The sequence below is a fragment of the Pseudomonas sp. FG43 genome (assembly GCF_057809175.1).
Map to the genome: position 1 here is coordinate 66064 of NZ_JBMDJL010000018.1, position 17411 is coordinate 83474.

The window sequence follows — 17411 nt, forward strand, 5'->3', positions numbered from 1 at the left end:
CCATTGCCAGAATGCCCATGCCAATTGCGGTAATGACTATCTTAGACTCGTAGCCATTCTGCGCGATAGTGGCTTTACAGGCCCTGCGCGTGCATCGTCAAAGAGGTTGAATCATGTCGAACTCTCCAATGATTGGCGTTACTGCCTGCCGTCAGCAGTTGGGCAAATATTCCTCCCATACGGCGGGTGACAAATACGTCGAGGCCGCTGCATTTGCCGGTATTCCTGTGGTCTTGCCGGTGCTGGCAACGCCCAGCGATCCTGCGCAATTACTGGCCCATCTGGATGGCCTGCTGTTTACCGGCTCGCCCTCCAATGTCGAGCCACGCCACTATCAGGGGCCTCCCAGCGCCGAAGGCACCCAGCATGATGTATTTCGGGATCACAACACCTTGCCATTGCTCAGGCAGGCCATTGCGCAAGGCGTCCCGGTTTTCTGTATCTGCCGGGGTTTTCAGGAACTGAACGTGGCCTTGGGCGGCAGCCTGCATCAGCGTGTCCATGAACTGCCGGGTTACATGGACCATCGCGAGCCGAAAAGTGAGCTGCTGGAAGAGCAATATGCCCCGCAGCATGGGGTTCAGGTGCAGCCCGGTGGTGTACTCGACGCTCTTGGGCTGGCTCCAGGCTTTGAAGTCAACAGCCTGCACAGCCAGGGCATCGACCGGCTGGCGGCTGATTTGCGCGCCGAGGCTCTGGCGCCGGACGGTCTGGTCGAAGCGGTTTCCCTGCCGACAGCGCCCGGGTTCGTGCTGGGTGTGCAGTGGCACCCTGAATGGCAGTTCCTGGATAATCCGGTGTCGTTGCGTCTGTTCGAGGCATTTCGCGAAGCCTGTCAGGTTTATGCGCAACGCCGCAGCCAGTAAGAGTCAGGACATGTTCTGTACGCTGACAAACGTGATTTAATACGCGGCTTTTGTGGGGTTGTGGTGTCTGCCATCAACCGCGCCTAATTCACCGAATATTTCTCATGTAAGGCGGCTATGGACACAGGAGCACGACTCAAGCTGGTACGCGAAAGCTACAAGTTGTCTCAGCGCGAGCTGGCCAGGCGCAGCGGTGTGACCAATGCCACGATCTCTCTGATCGAGCAGAACCGGGTAAGCCCTTCAGTCAGTTCCCTCAAGAAACTGCTTGAGGGTATTCCCATGACTCTGGCGGATTTCTTCACCTTCGATCAGCCGCCGGGGCAGGACCAGTATGTGTTCCGGGCCAATGACCAGCCTGATCTGGGGCGCAACGGGTTACGCCTGCTTCTGGTCGGAGCGACCTTGCCGAGCCGGCAGATGCGCTTTCTGCGCGAGCAATACGCGCCGGGCGCCAGTTCCGGTGACGAGCCTATCGTGCACGCCGAAGGCGAGGAGTGCGGGTTGGTCACGCGCGGGACGGTCGAGCTGACCATCAACGGCCAGACCAATATCCTCAACGCTGGCGATGGCTACTATTTCCCCTCTACCTTGCCCCATCGCTTTCGCAACATCGGCCAGGACGAGGCCGAGATCATCAGCGCCAACACGCCTGCAAACTTCTGACCCGTCCCCATCGCTTGCACAGGGCAAGTCGATGGGGGTGCAGTCATCTCAGCGCAGGCTCCAGGAAACCCCGGCATAGACGCCCATGCCATCGCCCGGTGTCGAACGGGCCACATCCTGCCCTCGGTCGTCATAACCCGGCGTCACGGTGCTGGCGTAACGTTTGTTGGTCAGGTTGCGCAAGTCCAGCCAGGTCTGCCAGTCATCCTTGGGCGAGGCATAACCCAGCGTTGCACCCAGCAGCGTGTATTGGTCTGCGTAATATGAATTGGCGTAATCCACGGCAATCTTTGATGCATGCTCGGTGTTCAGCCCGATATAGAAACCGGTGGGATGGCTGTAGCGCAATTCGGCCTGATAATAGTGCTTGGGAATGCCAGCCAACTGGTTGTCACCGAAACGATCATCATCGCGGTAGTGGAAATCGCTATAGGTATAGGCTTGACGCAATGCCAGCTTGCCTGCCGCGCCGCCTTGCCACAGCGGGCTGTCCAGGCTGGCCTCGACCCCTTGATGAATCGTCGGGCTGGCATTGGATTCCGCAATGATCTGCGAAGTGGTCTGGGTCGCTGCCTGGGTTTCGATGCTCAGCAGTTCGTGGCGTACCTGTGAGTAGTACCAGGCCAGATCCCAGCGACCCAAGCCGTTTTCACCACGTCCGCCCAGCTCCAGAGTGGTGGCAGTCTGGTTCTCAAGCTCGACACCTGCACGTTGCAGACCGGTGGCGGCTCCGCTTCCGGCCGGGAAGAACTTGTTCGAGCCCCAGATCATCGACCACGCATGAGGCGGCTCGACCGAACGGCTGAGGTTGCCGTACACCTGCAATTGCGGGGTGAAGTCGTAGCGCAGGCCGAGGCGGGCGGCGTAATCCCAGTCATGGGTGCTGACCGGGTCGTTGACCTCGGGATAGGTGACTTCTGTCTCGCGGCGGGTATAGATGGCGGCGATGCCGGTGGTCAGCCACAGGTCGGGGACCAGTTCCAGGTCGTTGCTCAGGTGCAGGGCCGTGTCGGAGCCCAGGTAACTGTAATCCCGGGTCTTGGTGCCGACGGCAAAACCGGCGGTGTTGCCGGTGGGAATACGGACGTATTCGGAAGCGCCATTATTCGGCAAACCCTTGGTAGTACGCAGGCCGATGGTGGTGATGCTCTGATGACCGGCCAGTTGGTCCTGACGGATATAGTTCAGTGTGCCGCTGATATCGGTGTAGGCAACCTTGAGCCGGTTGGTGCCTTCGCGCAGGTCCATGGGGTAGTCGTGATAGACCAGACCGGCTTCCACTCTGGAATTGTCATCCAGATAGAACGTGGTCTTGTTGGCCAGCCAGGTGCTGCCCGGCTGCAGACGTTTGGAGTCGCGGGCCACATTGAGAGTGTTGGCCGCCCGCGGATCGTGACGGATCTGGTCTTTAGTGAGCCTGCCCGGCGTATCGTTGTCGGTTTCCCGATAGCGGAAGTAGAAACGGGTCTCGATATTCGGGTTGAAGCGGTAGCCGACGTTGGCGGCAATGCCTTTGCTGCCACCGGCGCTTTGATCCTGAAAACCGTCATAGTTCGAGTCGGTCAGGCTGACGTAGTAATCAAGATCCCCCAGCACCTGCCCGGAGCTGATCTGCCGCTTGGTATAGCCATGGCTGCCAGCTTCATAGCGCAGTTGCAGTTTGGGGACGTCATAGCCGGTACGGGTGAGGTAATTGATCGAGCCGCCCAGGGCCAGTGAGCCCTGATCGAAGCCGTTGGCGCCACGACGCACGTCCACATGGCTCAGCCACAGAGGCTCCTTCAGTTCATAAGGCGTCCCGCCTGGACCGGTAAGCGGCAGGCCATCGAGCATTTCAAACAGCCCTGAAGCATGTGCGCCCGGCGCCCGGTTGATGCCCGAGCCGCGAATGGAAATTTTCGCGCCTTCGCTGTTGGCCGCCTTGGCGTAGATACCGGCCTGATATTTGAAGACATCTTCATTGTTGGCTACCCGGCCTTGCTCGACGTCATTCAGGTCCACGACATTGGTGGCACCCGGCACCTTCTTCACTTCCTCCCGCGATACCTCGGCGGCACTGACCGTACCGGCAGAAACCTCGATATTCGACAGATTGACGGTGTTTTCATCACTGCTCTGGGCGTGAGCGATATTGACGCAGGCGAGGGCGGCGCTGAGGCCCAGCAGTTTCGCAGTGCTCAGACGAGATAGGGGGAAAGGTGGAGTGTGTTGCAAGTGCATATGCCTTGTTCCTTGAGAACGACCGCTGTGCCGCAGAATAGGTATTCGATGCCGGACAGAGGGATGGCGTCACTTGCTGCATTCGTTGTAATAATCCATTTAGGCAAAATATTGATATGCAGCTACGACTGAGGGAGTTATTCATGAGTCTCACCATGGAGCTACTCCCAGGTTATATGTACCTGCGCGAAAGCTTTTTCTTCTGCTTGCTTTGACGGGTCTTTGAGTGTTTTTTTGATTTTTATGTTGAAGCCGTTGCCTTTTCCGAGGCTGCTGCCAACTTCATAGTGGTAGCCAGCTTTTATTGTGTATGTGTTTTTTATCATCTCAAGTCTTATTTTGTTTTTTAAGGTGTTGGAGTTATAGCTTGTTTTGTGTTTTTCAAAATGCTCGTAAACGTCGCTAATCCTTAATGTTGGCCCAGCGTAGTGCCAGCCATTTTTGAATATGTTATGTGCTTGGTGCATTATTCGGGTTGCCAATTCATCATCTGTGATTTTAGGCTTGGGGACGGTTTTTTGCGGGAGGAGGCTTTTACGGTGTTCCATTCCGTTGTGTCTGTGACTGATGAAGAGCTTTGGGGGAAGAAGAAGTTGTTGTTGTTGTTGTTGTTGTTGTTGTTGTTGTTGTTGCTTGTGGTAAAAGGCGCTGGAGTTGTCTCGTAGGGCATGCATCCATGTTCTTGGTAATACATTACCTCCTTTATTTTTTCTTCTAGATCCTCAATGGAGTTGAAGGCCATGCCCTCAAGCCATAATAATGCATTTTTATAGGGTATCAGTAGGTCTTTTGGTGCGATCTTCGCTGCCCATTGATACGGGGATTTGAACTCTGTGCCGACAATTATAGGTTCTGAAGGTTGTTCCATGTCGATAATGCCTTTTGATGCGTGAGTCGACTAAAGTGCATTTTTATGGCCTGAAAAGTCAATGGTCATCGCAGCATATTGGTCTTTCTAGCGCTCTCGGTCAGTAAGGGGGGATTGCAAATATCTTCTGGGGTGAGGCAGGTACGACCTTCCCGTATTGCACGGAGGGCTTTCTGGAAGTCAAGGAACCTCCGGTCAAGTTAGCTTTTGCCGCTCAGAAGCTAATAATCAGGAGCATCACCGGACCATCGTGGGCAGATTCGACCTTTTCACGTCTTAATGAGCGTGCTTTCAGCCCATCTGCTTCAGGTAACGACTTGCTCCATCTCGGCCAGAAAGCGCTCGCGACGGGTCTGCTTGCGTTTGCCAGAGTACTCGAAGTCGGAAAAGCTCACCTGATTCATGGGACTGGCTGCTGATTTTGGCGGGAGTGGTGGACTATTTCAGCACAGCAGATGGCGCTGTGCTGAACTTGATCAGAGAATACTTAGGTTTCTACAATACATGCACTCGCCGTAACCTCCCGGTCAGCGTCACCACTGTATTTTCCCGGCCGGGAAGTAGACGTCCGGTGAGTCCCATGCCTTCGCTGACGATTACGGCATTTTCCACAAGGCACAGGTTGGAGGGGGTATCCAGCCCTGTTGCAAGAACGACAACCTCTCGGCTTTGCAGGTCGCAGCTCAATAGCCTGCCGCTGAAGCGCTCGAAACCACCATGCAAGGGTTCGCCGGCCCAGTCGGGGCGCAAGGGTTGTAGCAGCCGGTCGCACAGTTCCAGCACCAGAACGCTGCCATCCGGGCGTATTGCCAGGCCGGTGGGCAATTGCAGCCCGCTGATCAGCAGTTCGATCTTGCCGGTGTCCGGCCAGACTCGTATCACCTGGCCGGCCCGGTCGACAAAATCGATACCCTGTCTGGCAGGATCGCTGCGCAACTCCCCGGAGAACAGACTGATCAGGACCGCACCGGTCGCAGGCTCATAGACCAGTGTGACGGGCACCGCTTCCTGTCCTTGAGCCAGATCAGGCAACTGAGCCAGGATGCGCTCACCTTCATTGCCCTGACTGAATTCCACCAGTTGGTTGGTATCAGGCTTGACCGCCAGCCAGCTATGACGAGCCGGGTGATAGCACAGGGAATTCAGGTTGCCCTGGCTGTGAAATACCGGCTCGGGCGGCGAGTACTGGATATCCAGGATCTTCGAGCCCTGCACATAGTCGGTCTGGCTGACCAGGCAGCGCCCGTCACCCAAGGCGATGTCCGAGACGCCCATGATCTCGTCCCGCAGCATGCGAGGCTGCATGTTCATGGCGCGAAAACCTTGCGCCAGTGTTTCGGCAGGCAGGTAAGCCTCTGGATTTTTCGGGTCCGGGCGCAGCACGCTGATACAGCCACTGAAAGTCGCATCGGGCAAGCCCGATCCGGCTTCGATCAGCAGCAGGCTGCCGTCGGGTCGTACACACAACCCACGCGGGTTCAGCAAACCTTCTGCAATGAAGGTGCTGGCACACAGACGCTCAACGGGGTGAGCGGGAATTTCAATGGGAACAGTCATGAAGCTCTCCATAGCCATGGGTGGGGCACTCATTGCTGCGGCTGCCATGGCGTACCTGTCAGGTAGGCGCTGAGCAGTGCGCGCTGGCTGGGCGACATCGAACGCACGACCGGCATATAAAGAGTGGTGCCTTTGTACTTGTCCGAGGTGCGCGCAAGGATGGCATTCTTGGCGCCCATGACCGCATCTGGCTGATTGAGCGGTACGTAGCGCGACATGGCAGGGAACGCCAGATAGTGATAGCGCAGCACGTTGGGGTACACCTGATCCCAGGTGATGATGCTGCCTTCAGGGATTCCGAAGTCTGTCTGGGAGTATTTGCGGAAGGCGCTGAAGTATGGACTGTTATCCGCAAGGGTGTACGTCAGCTTGGGAAAGCCCGCCAACGCTTCGGTCCCGTTTTTCAGGCTGATATCGATATTGACCGAATGTTGATTGGCGGGTACGGAAACCGATGACGGATAGTTCAGGCAATCGAGGCTTGTGCCAATGGCTATTTTAATAGAGGTGTCGGAAGGAACAGGCCCACCCAGATACCTGACCTGCAATGGAATCGTCAGGCCGTCAGGATGGTCTTCCAGATAGATATTTCGCTGGTCGGTGTAGAGTCTGTAGGGCGACTCGGCGATTTGTAGAGACGTCTTTGCAGGTGGATCAAGTCTATAGTTCATGACCTCGTCTGGAGCCGTGATGGTCAATGGCTGGGTCTTGACCTGCTGTACTGTGCCTGCATCAAGCGGCAAATCCACGATACCGCCGTACAGGTAATAATTCTGCAGGTACTCATTGTCCGGAGTCAGAGTCGTGAGGGTTGTAGTACCCGCGCAGAAGTTGACAGGACCGTAATCGGCATTGGGTCCGATGGGACTGGTAATGGCAGTACGGTCGGACCTGAACGTCTCCTCAGGAATGAGGTTCACCATATCGATGCTCAATAACCCGTTGTCGCTCAGGTCTGCAAAACCGGTACCTCCTGTGTTCTGGTTGACGAGCAGCCGGCCCGCTGGGCAGATGACAGGCTCGTCGGCAAAGGCCGGTGCCAATGTGCCGATAACCCTGCCAATGCTTGGATTGGGTGTGTATTTCCTGGCTGCATAATCGGCATTCAGTTGTTTTGTGGTCAGGGTCGGACACATCTCGAACATGACGAAGCGCAGGACGATACCGGTTGCTCCGGGAGCCTTGATGATCGATTGCAGGATTTCGCTCTGCTGGTTGTAACTGACGATGCTGTCCAGCGGGAAGGTCAACTGGAATGTGCCGCTGAGGGCAAAGGATCCTGGAGCATCCATGGTCTCAGGCCCCAGTATTCGCTGTTTCACATCCAGGCTGCTGCACACGGTATCGCAGTTGATCAGCAACTGGACATCGCCGATGTTGCCGATCTGAAGACCGCCGACAAATATCTGGGTAGTCACCACTGAGGTCGGGTCCAGATCTACCATCATCGGACCTGAGGAGCTGCGTTGGCCGGTTGCCGGGTCCAGTGAACCGAGCAGATAGACGGGTTGCCCCACCAGGTCGCCTTGCTTGCTGATCGCTCCCGGATTGCCCTGTGAACTGATCTGCGTATCCAGTTCGACGAGATGCTGGCCATAGTGATTCCAGCCACCTTGGGTGTAACCGCTGGCTGGCGCAGTACTGGAGGGCGCATTGATCTTTTCGTTCAATTGCTCATCGGTGTAGGACTGTGCCTCTGGGGCAATAGTCGAGGTCGCCGGATCAAATAGCTTGAATCCTTTTGTATCGTTCTGAGGCACAGTTGCTGAATTGTTCGGCACGCTCACATCCGTGCTGATGCCACCCCAGAAGTTCACTCGTGGTCCATTAAGAATGCTCATGGTCTATTTCTCGTCCTTGGGGCCTTGGGTGGCGGGCTGTGCAAATTTGAACATGTAGGAAAAATCGGCCTTGTAAGGGCTGCCGACCGGTGTCGCCATGGAATGGCAAGCCATGCAACTGCTGTTGGCCTGGATATAGCTTTCCATCGTGACGTTGGCCGAAAGTGCCGGGGTCGGCTGGCCCAACGGATTACCGGGGTTGTTCGGGTTGAACGGACGCTGGGTCGTGACGAGCTGGTAGTACTTCAGAGCGCTTTGCTGCAGGCCGGGATTGAGCTGGAACCCCTTGTTGATCAGTTCGGTGGAGAGAGCAATCGGCGTCACCCGGTTCAGCGGGTTCGGGGTCTGGAAGGTGGTGCCTGCCTTGGGCACGCACACCATCTTGTTGTCTTGCGTCTGCCAGTCGCACGGGGACTGATTGAGGCTGGCAGGATCGGCGTGGGGGTTGAAGTAGGAGTAGTTGATGCCGGGTGCCGGGTTGTCGATCCATTGGCCTCCCGACTCCTTCTTGGGTGGCACGTTGTCGATCTGCTCGAAAGTGGACCAGATCCACTGTGGATAGCCTTGCACCTTGGTGATGATGTGCAGGCCCACCAGACCCAGATAGGCATCTGCAACAGCACCGGTGGGTTTGCCCTGATCATCGAACAGATCGACCTGCGAATGAATCGTCAGGTAACGACTGGCGTTGTCGGCGGGTGTGAGGATACGCCAGCTCGACTTGACCTCGATGACTTCGTTGGGGAATGAAATGTTGCTGGCTTTGGACACGACATTAGCGTTGTAGAAGTTGTTGTCCACGATGTAGTTGTACGAAACCTCGTTGGCCGAGATGTCGTAGTAGGTCGGGTTACCGCGTTGATCGATCAGCCAGCCGCCCACGGCCTGATCGACCGCCTGGAGTACGCCGGTGTTTTTCAGGGCCGAAATATTGATCATGCCCAGATTTCTGCCGGTCAACGGAGTATTCCAGGGGCCTGGATTACTGCCGTCCGCCGGGAATATTTCACTGACGTTCTTGTAGCTCTGCCAGACGGTGTAACCCGCATCTCCGGGTTTCTTGTTGCAATCGGGGGTTCCGCGCTGACCATCCGTTACGGGCCAGTTCAGGGCGATGAACATCTGCCAGCTGTACAGATCGAACAGGTCCTGGCCGCTTTTGGCGGCTGGAGCGCTGCCGGGAAGCTGGCAGTTGAGACTCGTCACAGACACATCCGGCATTGGCTGTTCGAGAGCTAGCGCAGGCAGGCTGACACTGCCCAGCAGCGCCAGGGCAAGACGATATCGGTTATTCATGGCATGCGTCCTTGTCTGTCAGGGCTTGTTGGGCATCAGGTTGTTCCACTGCGCCTTTTTGCCATTGCTCAGTGTGGTCGGCGGATTGAACAACTGGCAGGGCTCGGGGTTTGCCGGGCACATCTTCGCCACCTGTGCCCAGGTAGTGGCCGGGTCCGGTTTGGCTATGCGGAAGTTGGTGTAGTTCTGGCTGACGATAGGGGCATTGGCGGTGGAGACATCGCCCGAAAAGAAGAAGGATTGAGGAAGCCGGTAAGGTGGTTGCCCTTTCTGGCTGCTGGTGGCGGCCTTGAAGAATGAATAACCGAACAGGATCGGACCGTCCGGCCCCGGCACATCAAGGGCATACGCTTGCACGCTGGCGTTGAGGTTCTTGCTGCGCTCGGCGCTATAGGGCAAATGCTGGATGAAGTCCTGGCGCGGCGGGTGGTTCATGGGCGAGAACATGCAGCAGGCGGGCATGCCTTTGGGGCGGTCCTGCTCGTAAGTCAGGAAGTACGCCTTGTTGCCCAGCGACACGAAGCTGCACGTGTAGTTGTTGTCCTTGATCGGGAAGATCGGCAGGCAGTATTTCTCGTAGTGCTCCATCATTGCGCCGTAGCCATCGCCATCGGCCGGAATATAGGTCGTGTCGTAATAGCTGGTGCCCTTGGAAACGCTGTAGTCACTGGTTTTCAAGGTGGCGGGTGGGTTGCTGTAAGGCGGCGGGTTGGTCTTGTAGCTGTCGGTGGTCACCCGGTACATCGTCCAGTTGCTGACCCAGTACGCGGGGAAAAACGGATCGCTTGGGTCGCCCGGATTCCTCTTGGCAATGCAATTGCCATTCTTTTCGGTGCAGCCCGAAGTGTTATGGACACCCATGCTGAAGTAGACATCGCCGCCGTCCTGCGCAAACAGGGTGTTGCAAAACAGCAGGCTCGACAACATGAACAGCCGAATCAAAATGCTGGACTTCATACGACACTCCTTTGCAAGCGCGGATGGCCTTTCAGCCACCCGCTTTCCTGCCGGGTTTAACAGCTTTGAGGGTAATTACTCATGCTCAGCGGCATGGGCGGGTAGTTCGCCTTCACCAGCGATTGCGCCCAAAGCTCCAGCACGGCGCGTCGGCTTTGCGGCATGTCACGGGTGATGGGCATCGCCAGTGTGCTTTCTTCCTGGTATGGCTTGCCGATCAGTTTGATCAACTGATCGACCGCGCCCTCGATGCGTTTCAGGGAGTTGAGAGGCATGTACTTGGTCATGATCGGGTACAGGTAATAGAAGGGTTCGAGGATTCGTGGATAGATGAACTGTTCCCAGATCAATACACGGGCATCCTGTTGCGTACAGATGCTGTTCCAGTAGTCGACGAAGTCCTTTTGCAACTTGGGCTCCATAGGCAGCACCCGCAACGGTGCCAGGAAGTCGGTGTAGGCTTCCATGTAGTTGAAGCTGAAAGGGATCGCGGGAGGCTGATCGCCTTCCTGGACAAAGAACCTCAGGGTGGGAAAGCCGGCTGCCGTGGCGTTGATCATCACCTGGGCAATGCCTTTGGCGTCGGTCTTGATCTGTACCACGCTGTAATCCACCGTGGTGTTGCCCTGGAGGGTGCCTTGCAACTGGGTGGCATTGGCAAATGTCAGGCAATGTTTGAGGGACAGCGCTGTGGGTTCGTGCAGATAGGCCTGATAGCTGACTTTATCGCCATTGGTTCCCGTGTTGATTGCCGCAGAATGTACGGCACTCAGGCTGCGGCCGCTGCCTTTGGTTGCCTGACTCACTACCAGGGGCGTATCGATAAATTGCGGCAGTCGGGATTGGTTCTGCGAGTAGTCCAATGGATTGTTGGTGAACAGCGTGAAGTCCGGATCATTGCGGAAGGCCAGATAATAGTCGCTGGTGGTTACCGAGAAGGCGTTGTTGTATTCCGCCACCCAGATCACTGTGTCCACTGCCGGCTTGCCGTCGTACTGGACCATGATATTCAGGGTCTTGATATCACCCACATCGATGAAGCTGGCGCTTTCCACTACCTCGGCAGTCCACATCTGTTGCGTGGCGGCGGTCTTGGGTGACGAGCCCAGCAAACGCAGTTCCAGCGGCCCGCTTTGCAGCGTGGCGATGTCATCGGCGCTCAGGGCAAAGTCGAGAATACCGGCGCGCTTGTCGAACGCAAACTGCCGGTACTGCTCGAAGCCGAAGTTCGCTACCGGAGTGAATTTTCCGTTATTGCGTACGCCCACCTGGTAGTCACCGGCCTGGAATTTTTCCGCAACGGGAATGGCCGCCTTGCTGTCGACCGGATAGAACGGGAATCCGGTTCCAAGGTCCAGCGACAGGGTGTTGTTCTCAGGCTGCACCTGAGCCGAAATCACCCCAAGCTGGATAGCCACGCCAGGCGGCAGCGGGGTATCGCCGGGTTTGGTCTTGTAAACGCTGATAGGCGAGGCCGGGACCAGACGCTGCCCTGCGGGTGCGGTCGGGAATTCATCCTCGAACCATAACCCCAGTGTGCCGGCCGTGCGGCTGTAGGCCGGGTTGAAAAAGATATCGGCGACGTTATCCAGACCTTTCTGATACATGGCCTGCATTTCTGCCAGTATTTTTGCCGGGCTTTCGTTGCCTGTCGGGTGGGTGATAAAGGGCGGGTAGTCGTTGAAGATGCCGTTCTTGTCGTAGTAGGTCAGATAGGTCGAGAAGCGGAACATCAGGCCTTTGGCGTTTTGCTGTTCCATCTGCTGCTGCAGGTTCTGCAATAGAACCGAGTCGCCGATCACCCATTGCAGGTTTTCCTTGGGAAAACAGGTCTGCCAGGTGGTGGTGACATAACTCAGGCCGCCGAAGGCTCCCCAGTTGAAGTTCAGAAAACGGTCGAGCATGCGGTGCTGGCGATTGAGGGTCAGGCCGCACTGGTTGTCGCCTATGACCAGATTGTCGAAGTACAGCGCCGTGAACGTGTTCTGCCAGGGGCTGACATCAACGAAACGTGCCGCGGAGGGGGCCGTGCCGCCAAAGGGGTTGCCTGTCAACTGGTAGCTCTTGTTGACCAGGTTGTCCTGGCTGATATAGCTGTTGGTCTGCAACTCGCCACCGATGACCAGCGACTGGGTAAGGTTGTGGCTGACCGTGCCGCAGCTGTTATCGCCAAACAGGTTCCATTCGCCAGGGATACCGCTCGCCGCAGCGTTGCCGGGTACTTGCAGCACATAGTCTGGAACGGTGGGGATCGGTGCGATGGTCCAGGGCAGCAGAGTGCTGGCGGCGTTTTCGGGGGTGATGCCGTACTCGGCCAGAAACGGCCAGTTCATCTGCATCTTGACCGCGTCGTACAGCGGAAACATGTCGTTGTTGTTGGCCGTCGGCGGGTTCCAGAACATGTGGCCATTGAAATAGATACGAGGGAAATTCAACACGCTCATAGGGTCATGCTCCTTAAGGTCGTTGCCACTGGGCGCGTTTCAGCGACCAGACGAAGTCCAGTTTTTCGTAACCGGCATAGGCCGACTCGGGCAGCTCCTTGACCGGGTAGGCGAGGCCGCCATTCTGGTCGAGCGCGAAGTTGAAATAAGTCTTGGTCTTCGTTGAATAGGCCGCTGTGCTGTGACAGGCCAGGCAGTCGGAATTGCTCTGGAAAGCCGACTCCAGTTGCGAGTTGGCCAGCAACTGTCCATCGTTCTGATACTGGACGCCGATCAATTCGTATTGCGCCAGCGCAGGGTATTGAGCCTGGAAAGTGGCGTTGACCGGTTTTGCCGCCGCTGTTGGCCCGGTGATATTGGTCATGGGCTTTGCCGGAGTGTCATTGGTCACGCTGTACTTGCTGTTGTTCTTGTTTTCAAAGGTTGTCCAGACCCAGCTTGGCGACAGCTTGTTGATGACGTGCATGCCACTGAGGGCGGCATAACCCACGTTATAGGTTTTCTCGTCGTCCTCCAGGTAATAGGCCTGAATGATGTAGTAACCATCATTGGTCAGTTGCTGCATGAAAGTCTGATCGGCACCGATCCACAGCCATGAAGTTTTCAGCTCCCAGGCTGTGGAGGGAAAGTTCAGGCTGCTGGTCAGGGCCGCCTGGCCGTTCGCGTTGTAGACCTTTTGCTGCATGATGTAATTGAAGGTGTCTTCACTCATCTGCAGGTGAAAACGCACCGGCTGGCCCCGTTGCGCTGCAGGTACCTGGTTGCCCATTTGCAGAATCAGCCCGTCCACCTGCTGCACGCTGTCCAGGTTCTGGAAAGCGCGCTGCATGTTCAGGCCCAGTGTCTGGGCCTGTTTGCTCACATCGGCTGGCAACGGTTCGCGCTGGGCATAGGGCAGAGGCTGTGCGCCATTGCCCAGATAGACCTGATCGCTGGGCTTGAGGGTTTCCCAGACACGATTGGGGTTGCCTTGGGCTGCGGGCTGGTTCAGGCAGGCAAACCAGTTCCAGGCCATGGTTTCAGGGCTCTGCTGGAATGCAGTCCAGGTCGTGGCGGGGCTGCTGCCAAATTTGAAAAGGTTGGTGCAATCGAAATTGGCTGGGGTCGGCGTCTGCGCTTGAGCCAGACCGGCTACAGCACTCAGAACGGTTACACAAAGGGCTCGCCGCATGAAATCTCCTTGGCATTGGCCTGATCACGGTGTTGGTGCCCCCGGAAGTACTCCAGAAGCAGTTGCTTGACGGCTGTTGCAGGAAGACGCTCCGGCAGCTGCAGTTCGCAATTTGTAATAAGTAACGGGCCTGACTGTTCGTCGCTGGGCAAGCGTCCATGGCTGCCGCGAATCAGTCGGGTATCGAGAGGGATCAAGTCCATGTAGTAGCGAAAGCCGAGCTTTTTCTGCAGCAGGCGGCGCGCCACTTTCAGTTTCGGGAAACGAATGGCCGGGTCGATGAACAGCTCCAGCGGGTCGTAACCGGGTTTGCGATGAATATCCACGGTGCGGGCAAAGTCGGGTGCCTTGCGATCATCGAACCAGTAGTAGTAATCGAACCAGTAACCGGCCTCTGCGATGGCCACCAGCTCGCCGCTGCGGGGGTGATCGAGTTGCCAGGCCTGCTGCTCGGTTTTATCCAGCACCTGCTCGATGCCCGGCTGACGTTGCAACAGGGCTTTGACTTTGGGAATGTCCTGCGCCTGCCTCACATAGATATGGGCGATCTGATGATCGGTGACGGCAAAGGCCGCACTGGCACCCGGATCCAGCAGTTCCCAGGACAGGGACTGCCGCACGTGCAGCAAGCCTTCCGAGCGCAGCACCCGGTTGATCGATATCGACTGTTGAACCGCTTCGATCCCGTACTCCGAGAGCAGCATGACCTTGGCACCTTGCTGCTCGGCAAAGCTCAGCAAACGTCCGACTTCATGGTCGATGGCCCTGACTTCATCGGCAATCGACGGATGATCCGGCCCGTGGCGTTGCAGGCTGTAATCCAGGTGCGGCAGATAGACCAGTTGCAGATTGGGCCGGTTGATGCGGAATTCGGCCATGGCGCAATCCACGATCCAGCGGCTGGACGAGATGCCGGCAGCGGGTCCCCAGAAACCGGGGAATGGAAACTCGCCAATCTGTTGTTCTATGACTTCGTGCAGTGACGCCGGCGACGAGTAAAGGCCGAACATCTTGCGACCGTCAGCGGGGTAGTGTGGGCGTGGCGTGATGGCGGCATCCACGTCGGCGTACATGTTGAACCACCAGAACAACTGGCTGCTGCGAAAGTCAGGATGCTCACGTTTGAGGGCATGCCAGACTTTCTCGCCCTGTATCAGGTCATTGGGCTGTAGCCAGAAGCGCACTTCGGCCTGATCGCGGAAATACCAGCCATTGCCGACGATGCCATGCTTCGATGGCGGCTGGCCGGTGAGAATGGATGCCTGCACAGTCGAGGTCACTGCCGGAAAGACCGGTTGCAGACTGGCCATCTGTGCATTCTTGAGTAAAGCGTTGATCTGCGGTGTGGCATCGCCCAGCAAGCCGGGTGTCAGCCCCACCACGTTGATCAGCAACAGCGGCGGCAGGTCAGATCGCATCCGCATACGCCTTTTGTCTGTTGGTGTGGGGCAGCAACAATCCCCGCTGGCGCAGTTGCGCCTCGACCCATTGCAGTTCGGCAGCGATCCCCAGCAGCAAGGCCCGTTCGGTCTGTGGCCTGATGGCCGAAGGCAGGACGTTCCAGCTATAGGTTTCCGCCTCCAGTACCGGACGGAAGTCGGCGTGGTCTGCCAGGAAGTCGAAGGTCTGGGCCAGGGCAATCTGGCTGCCGCTCAGCTCCGGCAACAGCAATTGCTCGCTGAACAGCGGCACGTGGAAATGAATCCTCAGCTCGGTGCTTTGCTCGGGGTTCTCAAGTGCCGCAGGCAAGTCGGCCCAGGCTTTCAATCGGCCTTGCGGGTCCAGGGTCTTGACCTGATGCAGATACGTGGCTTCGGCAAAGTCGCCCAGAGCGTCGAGAACCTGCTCACGGCGACTGTCATCCTCGGCGGGCAGTCGACAGATCATGGCATTGGATAACTGGATCTTGCCGACTGGAACCCCGGCCTTGCGCAGACTTTCAAGGGATTCGTAGCAGTGCTCGAAGACGACCGACTGATGGCAGACATCGAAGCACAAGGCCAGATGCTCGTGATGGGGATCGCGGGCTTGCAGGCGGTGAAAGAACTCGATGGCCTGCGTGGTGTTTTCAAGCACGCAGTCCGGTTCCATTTCCAGGCAGATCACGATCTTCTTGCCGGTCTTCTGCCGCAGGCTGGCCAGAGAAGAGGTCAGTTGCCCCAGAAACTGTTCGGCACGCTGTTGCCGTTCAGGGCTCCAGTGGGCGGCGTAACCCAATGGCACTGTCGAGATCACGCCCTGATCGCAATCTGCAGGCAATGCCTGGGCGAGAATTTCCGCCAGTTGCAGGCTGTAAGCCAGTCGCTCGGCGTCAGCCCAACTGGGCAGGTAAACCTCGGCTTTCACTGCGCCCTTGTGAAACTGGCCGTAGGGAAAACCGTTGAGTGACGTCAGCCGCACGCCGCAGTTTTTCAGCACGTCCAGAAAGGCCTTGCGCGCTGAATCATCTTGCAGCTCCTGAGCTGCCTGGGCGCTGATCCATAGCCCGCTTTCCTGCTCGACCAGCTTGCGTTGCTGGCGTACACCCTGGAAATGCTGCTCGATGGAGGCGCACAGTTCAGCCAGCCCGGGCGCGGGATGCACATTGCTGCAATAGCCTATCTGGGCGGCGGTCCAGCCTGAGGCGGCGCTCATTTGACCACCGGTTCCTGGCCACGCAGGGCCGAGTTTTCCTGCCATTGCTTGCGCTGGTCAATGGGCAGCGGGGTGCTGACCAGGGTCTTGTCCAGTTGTCCGCTCTGGGCGAAGAAGTCCACCGGGTTATGGAACAGCACTTGTTCAACCTGGGCTTGGGTAAAGCCGGCATCGAGCATTGCCTGACCGGTTTTCGGTACCTTGAGCGGGTCGCTGATGCCCCAGTCGGCAGCGCTGTTGACCACCATTTTTTCGGTGCCGTACTCCTTGAGTAGCGCCACCATGCGTTGTTCCGACATCTTGGTGTTGGGGTAGATCGAGTGGCCGCGCCAGCAGTCGGTTTCCAGCACCAGAGGCAAGGTCAGTTCGTTCAGGTGGTCGATGATGACCAGATGCTCGGGAATGTTGACTTCCCGGATCACCGCCAGAGTGCGTTTGGTGCCACCAATCTTGTCGCGATGCGGGGTGTGGACCAGAACTGGCAGGTGGAACTGCTTGGCCAGTTCCAGTTGGGCGGCCAGAAAACGGTCCTCGTCGGGTGTAATGTCGTCGTAGCCGATTTCGCCCACCGCCACCACGCCGTCCTTGACCAGATAGCGGGGCAGGATCTCCAGCACTTCTTCGGCTATCGAGAGGTTATTGGCTTCCTTGGGGTTGAGGCCGATGGTGCAGAAGTGATGGATGCCGAACATGCTGGCACGAAAGCGCTCCCAGCCGAGCAGCGTATCGAAGTAGTCGACAAAGCTGCCGACACTGGTGCGCGCCTGGCCCTGCCAGAAAGCCGGCTCGATGACTCCGGTGATTCCAGCGGCGGCCATGTTCTGATAGTCGTCCGTGGTACGGCTTACCATGTGGATGTGCGGATCGAAGTACTTGAGCATGGAACATCCT

13 protein-coding genes are annotated in these 17411 nt (G+C 57.2%); 2 read left to right on the plus strand and 11 right to left on the minus strand.

Translation table 11 applies throughout. The features are described 5' to 3' along the window. Nucleotides 1-113: 113 nt before the first annotated feature. Together ACODS3_RS19780 and ACODS3_RS19785 are read left to right on the plus strand one after the other, a co-directional pair. The gene (locus ACODS3_RS19780; protein ID WP_489035863.1) at nucleotides 114-866 is read left to right on the plus strand and encodes a gamma-glutamyl-gamma-aminobutyrate hydrolase family protein; all 753 of its coding nucleotides are present in this window, start codon (nucleotides 114-116) and stop codon (nucleotides 864-866) included. A gap of 117 nt (nucleotides 867-983) precedes the next feature. Continuing rightward, entirely contained in the window at nucleotides 984-1532 is a 549-nt protein-coding gene (locus ACODS3_RS19785) for a cupin domain-containing protein (RefSeq protein ID WP_201000722.1), read from the plus strand. Nucleotides 1533-1580: 48 nt separating this feature from the next. Here ACODS3_RS19785 and ACODS3_RS19790 read toward each other — a convergent pair whose 3' ends face one another. The 11 genes from ACODS3_RS19790 to ACODS3_RS19840 form a co-directional block, all read right to left on the minus strand. Beyond that, on the minus strand, nucleotides 1581-3752 hold the full coding sequence (locus ACODS3_RS19790; RefSeq protein ID WP_489035865.1) for a TonB-dependent receptor family protein: 2172 nt from the start codon (nucleotides 3750-3752) through the stop codon (nucleotides 1581-1583). 161 nt (nucleotides 3753-3913) lie between these two features. Next, complete coding sequence (locus tag ACODS3_RS19795; protein WP_489035867.1) at nucleotides 3914-4426, minus strand: hypothetical protein; 513 nt, start codon at nucleotides 4424-4426, stop codon at nucleotides 3914-3916. 689 nt (nucleotides 4427-5115) lie between these two features. Further along, nucleotides 5116-6177 carry a hypothetical protein gene (locus ACODS3_RS19800; RefSeq protein WP_489035869.1) on the minus strand — a complete coding sequence of 354 codons (1062 nt, stop codon included), beginning with the start codon at nucleotides 6175-6177 and terminating at the stop codon, nucleotides 5116-5118. 29 nt (nucleotides 6178-6206) lie between these two features. Continuing rightward, complete coding sequence (locus tag ACODS3_RS19805; RefSeq protein ID WP_489035871.1) at nucleotides 6207-8018, minus strand: hypothetical protein; 1812 nt, start codon at nucleotides 8016-8018, stop codon at nucleotides 6207-6209. 3 nt (nucleotides 8019-8021) lie between these two features. Next, the gene (locus ACODS3_RS19810) at nucleotides 8022-9314 is read right to left on the minus strand and encodes a hypothetical protein (RefSeq protein WP_489035873.1); all 1293 of its coding nucleotides are present in this window, start codon (nucleotides 9312-9314) and stop codon (nucleotides 8022-8024) included. Between the two features lie 18 nt (nucleotides 9315-9332). Continuing rightward, nucleotides 9333-10271, minus strand: a complete 939-nt coding sequence (locus ACODS3_RS19815; protein WP_201017161.1) for a hypothetical protein — start codon at nucleotides 10269-10271, stop codon at nucleotides 9333-9335. 56 nt (nucleotides 10272-10327) lie between these two features. Next, entirely contained in the window at nucleotides 10328-12715 is a 2388-nt protein-coding gene (locus ACODS3_RS19820) for a hypothetical protein (RefSeq protein WP_201017160.1), read from the minus strand. A 13-nt stretch (nucleotides 12716-12728) separates the two neighbouring features. Next, entirely contained in the window at nucleotides 12729-13886 is a 1158-nt protein-coding gene (locus ACODS3_RS19825) for a hypothetical protein (protein ID WP_201017159.1), read from the minus strand. Beyond that, entirely contained in the window at nucleotides 13865-15304 is a 1440-nt protein-coding gene (locus ACODS3_RS19830; RefSeq protein WP_489035876.1) for an alkaline phosphatase family protein, read from the minus strand. Before ACODS3_RS19830 ends, ACODS3_RS19825 begins: the two co-directional genes overlap by 22 nt. Continuing rightward, a complete protein-coding gene (gene eboE, locus ACODS3_RS19835) occupies nucleotides 15294-16520 on the minus strand; it encodes a metabolite traffic protein EboE (protein WP_201000709.1) in 1227 nt (408 codons plus the stop codon). Before eboE ends, ACODS3_RS19830 begins: the two co-directional genes overlap by 11 nt. After that, entirely contained in the window at nucleotides 16517-17401 is an 885-nt protein-coding gene (locus ACODS3_RS19840; RefSeq protein WP_201017156.1) for a TatD family hydrolase, read from the minus strand. The genes eboE and ACODS3_RS19840 overlap by 4 nt, the downstream gene beginning before the upstream one ends. Nucleotides 17402-17411 lie beyond the last annotated feature (10 nt).

What these genes read in the sequence shown, in the direction of transcription:
- ACODS3_RS19780 (WP_489035863.1), top strand. Translation starts at nt 114, where the DNA reads ATGTCGAACTCTCCAATGATTGGCGTTACTGCCTGCCGTCAGCAGTTG.
- ACODS3_RS19785 (WP_201000722.1), top strand. Translation starts at nt 984, where the DNA reads ATGGACACAGGAGCACGACTCAAGCTGGTACGCGAAAGCTACAAGTTG.
- ACODS3_RS19790 (WP_489035865.1), bottom strand. Translation starts at nt 3,752, where the DNA reads ATGCACTTGCAACACACTCCACCTTTCCCCCTATCTCGTCTGAGCACT.
- ACODS3_RS19795 (WP_489035867.1), bottom strand. Translation starts at nt 4,426, where the DNA reads ATGCATGCCCTACGAGACAACTCCAGCGCCTTTTACCACAAGCAACAA.
- ACODS3_RS19800 (WP_489035869.1), bottom strand. Translation starts at nt 6,177, where the DNA reads ATGACTGTTCCCATTGAAATTCCCGCTCACCCCGTTGAGCGTCTGTGT.
- ACODS3_RS19805 (WP_489035871.1), bottom strand. Translation starts at nt 8,018, where the DNA reads ATGAGCATTCTTAATGGACCACGAGTGAACTTCTGGGGTGGCATCAGC.
- ACODS3_RS19810 (WP_489035873.1), bottom strand. Translation starts at nt 9,314, where the DNA reads ATGAATAACCGATATCGTCTTGCCCTGGCGCTGCTGGGCAGTGTCAGC.
- ACODS3_RS19815 (WP_201017161.1), bottom strand. Translation starts at nt 10,271, where the DNA reads ATGAAGTCCAGCATTTTGATTCGGCTGTTCATGTTGTCGAGCCTGCTG.
- ACODS3_RS19820 (WP_201017160.1), bottom strand. Translation starts at nt 12,715, where the DNA reads ATGAGCGTGTTGAATTTCCCTCGTATCTATTTCAATGGCCACATGTTC.
- ACODS3_RS19825 (WP_201017159.1), bottom strand. Translation starts at nt 13,886, where the DNA reads ATGCGGCGAGCCCTTTGTGTAACCGTTCTGAGTGCTGTAGCCGGTCTG.
- ACODS3_RS19830 (WP_489035876.1), bottom strand. Translation starts at nt 15,304, where the DNA reads ATGCGATCTGACCTGCCGCCGCTGTTGCTGATCAACGTGGTGGGGCTG.
- eboE (WP_201000709.1), bottom strand. Translation starts at nt 16,520, where the DNA reads ATGAGCGCCGCCTCAGGCTGGACCGCCGCCCAGATAGGCTATTGCAGC.
- ACODS3_RS19840 (WP_201017156.1), bottom strand. Translation starts at nt 17,401, where the DNA reads ATGCTCAAGTACTTCGATCCGCACATCCACATGGTAAGCCGTACCACG.